We start from the raw sequence: 6,527 nt of genomic DNA, 5'->3' as shown, positions 1-6,527 counted from the left end.
GGGGCGGTGACGCCCGCGGATGCGGTACCGGAACGGTTCCCAGGAAGTCGGGCCCCGCCCTTGCCCCCGGCCGCAGTGACAGCCCCGCCCCCGCCCCCATCCCCAGACGCGGGAACCCCACCCGACACCGGACCGGCCGCCGCACACCGCCAACTCCTGCGCTGGGCGCGGAGGTTGTCGGACGACCTGGACCTCGTGGACTCCCCGCGGCCGGACGCAGGAAATGGCTCCCCGCCGCAGCTCAGCGGCGGGCTGTATGTGCGGCGCGCCCTCCAGGACCGGGTGGTGGAGGCCCTTTACGACGACGATCCGAAGGCCGTCCTGGTGACCGGGGACGCCGGAAACGGCAAGAGCAGCCTGCTGTGGGGACTCGCCCGGGACCTGACCGCTCTGGAGGACGCCGAGGTCTTCCTGGTCAACGCCGCGTGGCTGCTGCGCCCCCTGAGCGGCACCTCCGCAACGCCCATGCTGACCCCCGCGACCGTCGTGTCCGGGGCCGCGCACGCCCGCACACGGGGCCGCACACCCGTCGTGCTCCTCGACACCGCCGATCTGCTGCTGCACGACGACCACCACGAGATGGCGCTGCTCGACCTGTGCGAAGACCTCGCCGCCGCCGGTGTCCGCCTGGTGCTGACCTCCCGTCCGGAGGAGGCGAACCGGCTGCGCACCGGCTTCCTCCGGATGTCGCTCGGCCCTTACGACGACGGCGAGATCCCCCACGCCATCCGTGGCCACGCCACGCTCTACTGCCCCGACGCCGTCCCCCGGGACGACGGGGCACGGGTGCGGAGGCTGATGGAGCCGGTGGCCCGCGGGCTGCCGGTGCGCGAGGTGTGCCGAAGCCCCCTCCAGCTGCGGCTGCTGTTCGAACTCGCCCGGGACGAGGGGGCGTTCCCCAGCGCCGAGATCGACGCCACCGGCCTCTACCGCCGCTACTGGGACCACCGGGTCGTCACCGACCGGCGCCAGCACGGCAACCAGAGCGCCACGGCGCCGGAGGACCTTTCCCCGGTCACCGGCGCGATCGCCGTCGTGCTGATGTCGGCCGGGCGTACCGAGCTGTCGCGCGAGGAACTGGTCGAGCGGCTCACCTCGCCGCACGGCGGCCCCCGCACCGCGTGGCCGTACGAACCCGCCCGCGTCCGGTCGTCCCTGGATCTGCTGCTCGACCGGGGCGTGTTGGCCAGGGGAGCCTCGGACGGCATCCACTTCTTCCACCAGACCATGTTCGAGTACGCCGCCGCGCGCGGTCTGCTGCGCCTCTCCGGCGCTCAGGCGCTGCTGTCGCTGTGCGAGTGGATCGGGTCCCACCCCCGTGACTTCTTCGTCGGGGCGATCCTGGAACAGCTCCTCATGCTCGCCGCCGGGTCCGAACGGTATCGCGGCCCGGTGCGGGACACGCTGATCCGTATGGCGGCACACGAGGACGCCATGATCCTGCACACCGTCGCCGTGGCCGTCGCGGCGCGGAACCCGGCCGTGGGGGTGCCCGTCGAACCGCTGCTCGCGACGGCGCCGCACGGTGTCGCCCGACGGTACGCGGTGCTGGCCCCGACCGTACGCGACACGGACGTCGACGCCCTCCTGCCGCGGCTCCGCGGGCTGTGGCGGAGGCAGGAGCCCAGCCTGCAGGGGGCCGTGCTCGAGGCGCTGGAACGGCTGGCCGCCCAGAACTCGTTCGCGGTCCACGCCGCCCTCGCCGACTGGGGCTGCGTACGGGAGCTGACGACCGGGCGCCGTACGGCCGGTGCGGGCCTCGACGTGCTGCCTCGGCTGCTCGTGCTGACATCACACATCGATGTGGCGTCAGCACGGACGGGCCTCATGGACATGCTCGACTTCGCCCTGGCCCGGGGGCTGTCGGAGCTGGCGTCCGGCGTCATGACCCTCTGGGCACGGCACTGGGAGGCGCTGGGCTCGGCGGAGTGGGCCGCCGCCGTCCAGGAGCGTCTTCAGCGGGTGCGCCTCGCGCGGAAGTCGTACGACCTCGAGCTCTTCCAAACGGCGCTGGGCAGGGTGCTGGCCGCCTCCTGGACCCATGACCACGGACTCCCGGGTGACCACGGGCTCCCGGGCGGCCCCGATGGCGGTCCGGCCACCGCCCCCCACCCCTGGACCCGCCGCCTCGACGCCGCGGTGGCGCTCCTCGAGGCGGACGACCACGACACCGCGGGCAACGCCGGACTCATCGCCGCCACAGCGGTCCTGACCACTCTGCCGCACGGCCACTGGGCCATCGAGGCCACCCTGGACCGCTGTCTGGCGATGACGGGGCCGGGAGCGCCACACGCGCTGCAGCACCGGATGGTCTTCCCCCTGCTGCTCAGCACCGACTGCGCCGCCGCGGAACGCCTCGTCCACCGGCTCGCCGCCCATCTCAAGGCGCTGCCCTGCCCCGAGAACCAGCCCGTCACGCCACCGCAGCGGCTCGCGCTCGTGGCCCGCCGGATCCTCGCCCACCGGGACGTACCTGCGTACCGCGTGCGGCAGGTTCTGGAACGCTCCGGCTGGGACGCCGGCTCCGAGCTGTGGCTGTCCAGGGACGGCCTGGCCACGCTCCTCCTGCCGGCCGCGCTCGGCGGCCACCCCGCCGCGGTGAGCAGGATCGAGAAGGCGACAACCGCCCCGGCCGCGGCCCGGAGCCTCGTCCGCCAGTCCCTGCACCGTGCGGTCACGGACGCCGGGCTCCACACCGAGCGCCATATCGGTCTGCTGGTGGACCTGGCCCTCATGGACGCCGACACCGTGCTCCTGGACGCCATCACCACCGGCCGGGCCAAGAAGGGCACGGGGCCGCTGCCGCCCCTCGCCCATGAGCGGGCGCTGGCCGCGCTGCGGGCCTCGGCCCAGGCCCTCACCGGGCTGATCGCGGACGAGATCGCCGAGGGCAACAGCGGAAAGCGGCAGCGCCAGGCGCTCACGCTCTGGGAATGCGCGGTGTCCGCCGGTGTCCTGCCCGCACCCGGGCTGCGCGAACTCCTGCCCAGGTACGCCGCCTTCTCCGACCAGAAGACCCGGGCGGCCTTCCTCGGGCTGGTGGGAACCACCGCGGCGCGCGCACCCGCCCAGTACGCCGAGGCACACATCTTCCTCGCGGACCTGGTGTTCGACGCCGCGGGAGGCATCCCCCTCCTCGACGACGCGTCGGCCGCCACCCGGAACGCCGCCCGCAAGGCCCTGCTCCACGCCGCCTGCGAGTCCGGCCCGCTCACCCCCACGGCTCTCACCACGGCACTCGACCTGGCCTTCGCCCCGCCCACCGACGCCGGACTGAGCAGCGGGCTCGGCCAGCTGATACGGCGGCTCAGCGCCGCACATGGCGCGGCACCCGCCGCCGAGCTGCTGATCCGTGTCATCGGCGCGGCCGTGGCCTCGCGACAGGGCCGCGCCGCGGAGAACCACCTCGCCAAGTCCCTCCGCGGCGCGATGGACAGTGTCTTCGACCACGGTTCCCCGGCCGTGTACCGGAGGCTGTGGGAGCACCTGAAGGAGCCTGGCCCGGAGGACGACGCCGATCGCGTGGTCTTCCCCGAGCGGTACGCCCTGGCCCTGGTGAGCTGTGCGATCCGCCGCTCGTACGCGACAACGCACCGGGATCTGGAGGCACTTGTCGGCCATCCGCGGGTGCCGCGGCCCACCAAGATGTGGATCGGCGACCAGCTCTCCGCCCGCTCGCGGGAACACACCGAACACGACCTCAGCTGGGTGCTGGATGGCCGGACGGCGTGGCGGCCAGTGGCAGGATGCTCGCGGTAGTCGTCATCGAGGTCACGGGCGCGCGCGGGGCCCCGTTCGATCGCGGGAAGCCGAAGGAGCCCGATGAGCCGGAAGAACCACCATGTCGTCGTGCTCGTGCTCGACGGTGCGAAGCCACTCGACGTCGGCATCCCCGCGCAGGTGTTCTCCAACCGGCCGAGCATGCCCTACGAGCTGCGGGTGTGCGGCGCCGCGCCCGGACCGGTGACCGGCGGCGAAGGACTCTCGTACCACGTGGCCGACGGCCTCGAGGCGTTCGAACACGCCGACACCATCTTCATCCCCGGCTACCGGGAGCCGGCCACCACCGAACCACCGGCGGCCGTGGTCAGCGCGCTCATGGCCGCCCACGGGCGGGGCACCCGGCTCGCGGCCATCTCCACCGGGGCGTTCGCGCTGGCGGCCACGGGGCTGCTCGACGGCAAACGGGCGACGACCCACTGGCACTACACGAAGGCACTCGCCGAGCGGCATCCGCTGGTGCGGGTGGACGAGAACGTGCTCTTCGTGGACGAGGGCGAGGTGCTCACCTCGGCGGGCGCGGCGTCCGGAATCGACCTCTGTCTGCACCTGGTGCGGCACGACCACGGCGTAGGGCTCTCCAACCATGTGGCGCGACGGCTGGTGGCGGCGCCCTACCGCAGCGGGGGACAGGCGCAGTACGTGCCCCGGAGCGTGCCCGAACCGCTCGGCGACCTGTTCGCGAGCACACGGGAGTGGGCCCTGGCGCACCTCGCCGAACCGCTGACCCTCGAAGCGCTCGCCCGCAACGCGCGGGTGTCCGCGCGCACCTTCTCCCGGCGGTTCGTGGAGGACACCGGCTACACGCCGATGCAGTGGGTGCTCAGGGCGCGCGTGGACCTGGCGCGTGAACTGCTCGAACGCACCGATCTGGGCGTGGAGCAGATCGCCGACCGGGTCGGGCTCGGCACCGGCGCGAATCTGCGGCTGCACTTCCACCGCATCCTCGGCACCTCCCCGACGGAGTACCGCCACACCTTCTCAGCCTGAGGAGACCCCCTCCGAGCGCCGTTGGTGTGACGGGTCCGATGGCCATGGCGAGATCCTTGCGTGTAGTGGCGTTCATGCCGCTGTCGGCCGGGGATCCGGATGCCGACGATGGGGGCGGAAACGAAAGGAATCCCCATGACCCGCATCGCCATCAATGGATTCGGCCGCATCGGACGCAACACCCTGCGCGCCCTGCTCGAGCGCGACAGCGACCTCGAGGTGGTCGCCGTCAACGACCTCACCGCTCCCGAGTCCCTGGCCCATCTGCTCAAGTACGACAGCTCGCTCGGCCCCCTCGGCCGTTCCGTGGAGGTCGACGGGACCGACCTCGTCGTCGACGGCCGCCGCGTCAAGGTGCTCGCCGAGCGCGAGCCCGCCGACCTGCCGTGGTCCGAGCTCGGCGTCGACATCGTGCTCGAGTCCACCGGCCGCTTCACCGCGGCGGACGCCGCCCGCGCGCACATCCGTGCCGGTGCCCGGCGGGTGCTGGTGAGCGCCCCCTCCGCCGGTGCCGATGTCACCCTCGCCTACGGCGTGAACACCGATGCCTACGACCCCGCCCGGCACGTGATCGTCTCGAACGCCTCGTGCACCACGAACGCGCTGGCCCCGCTGGCAGCCGTACTGGACGACCTGGCCGGTATCGAGCACGGCTTCATGACCACGGTGCACGCCTACACCCAGGAGCAGAACCTCCAGGACGGCCCCCACCGCGACCTGCGCCGCGCCCGCGCCGCCGGGGTGAACATCGTGCCCACCACCACCGGGGCCGCCAAGGCCATCGGTCTGGTGCTGCCGAACCTCGACGGCAAGCTGTCGGGCGACTCGATCCGGGTACCGGTGCCGGTGGGCTCGATCGTGGAGCTGAACACCGCGGTCTCCCGTGAGGTCAGCCGCGACGAGGTGCTCGCGGCCTACCGCTCCGCCGCCGACGGCAAGCTCAAGGGCGTCCTCGACTACTCCGACGAACCGCTGGTCTCCAGCGACATCACCCGCCGTCCGGCGTCGTCCATCTTCGACGCCGCCCTCACCCGTGTGGACGGCAAGCACATCAAGGTGGTGGCCTGGTACGACAACGAGTGGGGCTTCTCGAACCGCGTCATCGACACGCTCGAACTTCTCGCGCGCGACTGACCACCCCTGCTGACCGGCTGTGAGGGGCCGGACCCACCGGCCTTTCACCAGGCGCCCGCGCCCGAGCCGCGCATTCACCGCACGGGCGGGCGACGGCCCTCACTACCTATACTTCCGGGCATGTTGAGGTTGGAGCGGCTCCGGGCCGACCACGCGCCCGCCCTGCTGGCCTTCGAGCGCGAGAACCGGGAGTACTTCGCCCGGACGATCTCGGACCGCGGGGACGCCTACTTCGAGGAGTTCGCATCCCTGCACCGTGCCCGGCTCGCCGAGCAGGACGCCGGTGTCTGCCACTTCCATCTCGTCGTGGACGACCAGGGGGAGCTGGCCGGTCGCGTCAATCTCGTGGACGTGGCGGAGGGGAACGCCGAACTCGGCTACCGGATCGGCGAGCGCGCCGCGGGCCGCGGGATGGCGACCGCCGCGGTGAAAGAGGTGTGCCGCCTGGCCGCCACGGCGTACGGCCTCTCCACCCTCACCGCGTACACCGCCCTCCACAACGTGGCCTCCATGACCGTGCTCGACCGCAATGGATTCACCGCCGTGGCGGACGCCACGGTCGGCGGGCACCCCGGTCTGCGCTATCGCCGACGGCTCGTCGCGGAGCCCGGGCGGCGCTGACC

At 72.7% G+C, this 6,527-nt stretch carries 4 protein-coding genes; all 4 read left to right on the top strand.

All coding sequences use genetic code 11. The features are described from left to right. Positions 1-174 precede the first annotated feature (174 nt). Entirely contained in the window at positions 175-3,759 is a 3,585-nt protein-coding gene (locus tag VT50_RS03825) for a hypothetical protein (protein WP_079343759.1), read from the top strand. A 63-nt stretch (positions 3,760-3,822) separates the two neighbouring features. After that, positions 3,823-4,770, top strand: coding sequence for a GlxA family transcriptional regulator (locus VT50_RS03820; RefSeq protein ID WP_046085748.1), 948 nt, complete (start codon positions 3,823-3,825; stop codon positions 4,768-4,770). 135 nt (positions 4,771-4,905) lie between these two features. After that, complete coding sequence (gene gap / locus VT50_RS03815; RefSeq protein ID WP_046085749.1) at positions 4,906-5,904, top strand: type I glyceraldehyde-3-phosphate dehydrogenase; 999 nt, start codon at positions 4,906-4,908, stop codon at positions 5,902-5,904. A 120-nt stretch (positions 5,905-6,024) separates the two neighbouring features. Next, a complete protein-coding gene (locus tag VT50_RS03810) occupies positions 6,025-6,525 on the top strand; it encodes a GNAT family N-acetyltransferase (protein ID WP_046085750.1) in 501 nt (166 codons plus the stop codon). Positions 6,526-6,527 lie beyond the last annotated feature (2 nt).

The sequence above is a fragment of the Streptomyces antioxidans genome (assembly GCF_000968685.2).
Classification (GTDB): Bacteria; Actinomycetota; Actinomycetes; order Streptomycetales; family Streptomycetaceae; genus Streptomyces; species Streptomyces antioxidans.
The sequence above is the reverse complement of the archived record's forward strand: the minus strand, read 5'-3'. Positions and strand labels throughout refer to the sequence as shown.

Coding starts and splice junctions, on each gene's coding strand:
- gap (WP_046085749.1), top strand. CDS start 4,906: ATGACCCGCATCGCCATCAATGGATTCGGCCGCATCGGACGCAACACC.
- VT50_RS03810 (WP_046085750.1), top strand. CDS start 6,025: ATGTTGAGGTTGGAGCGGCTCCGGGCCGACCACGCGCCCGCCCTGCTG.
- VT50_RS03820 (WP_046085748.1), top strand. CDS start 3,823: ATGAGCCGGAAGAACCACCATGTCGTCGTGCTCGTGCTCGACGGTGCG.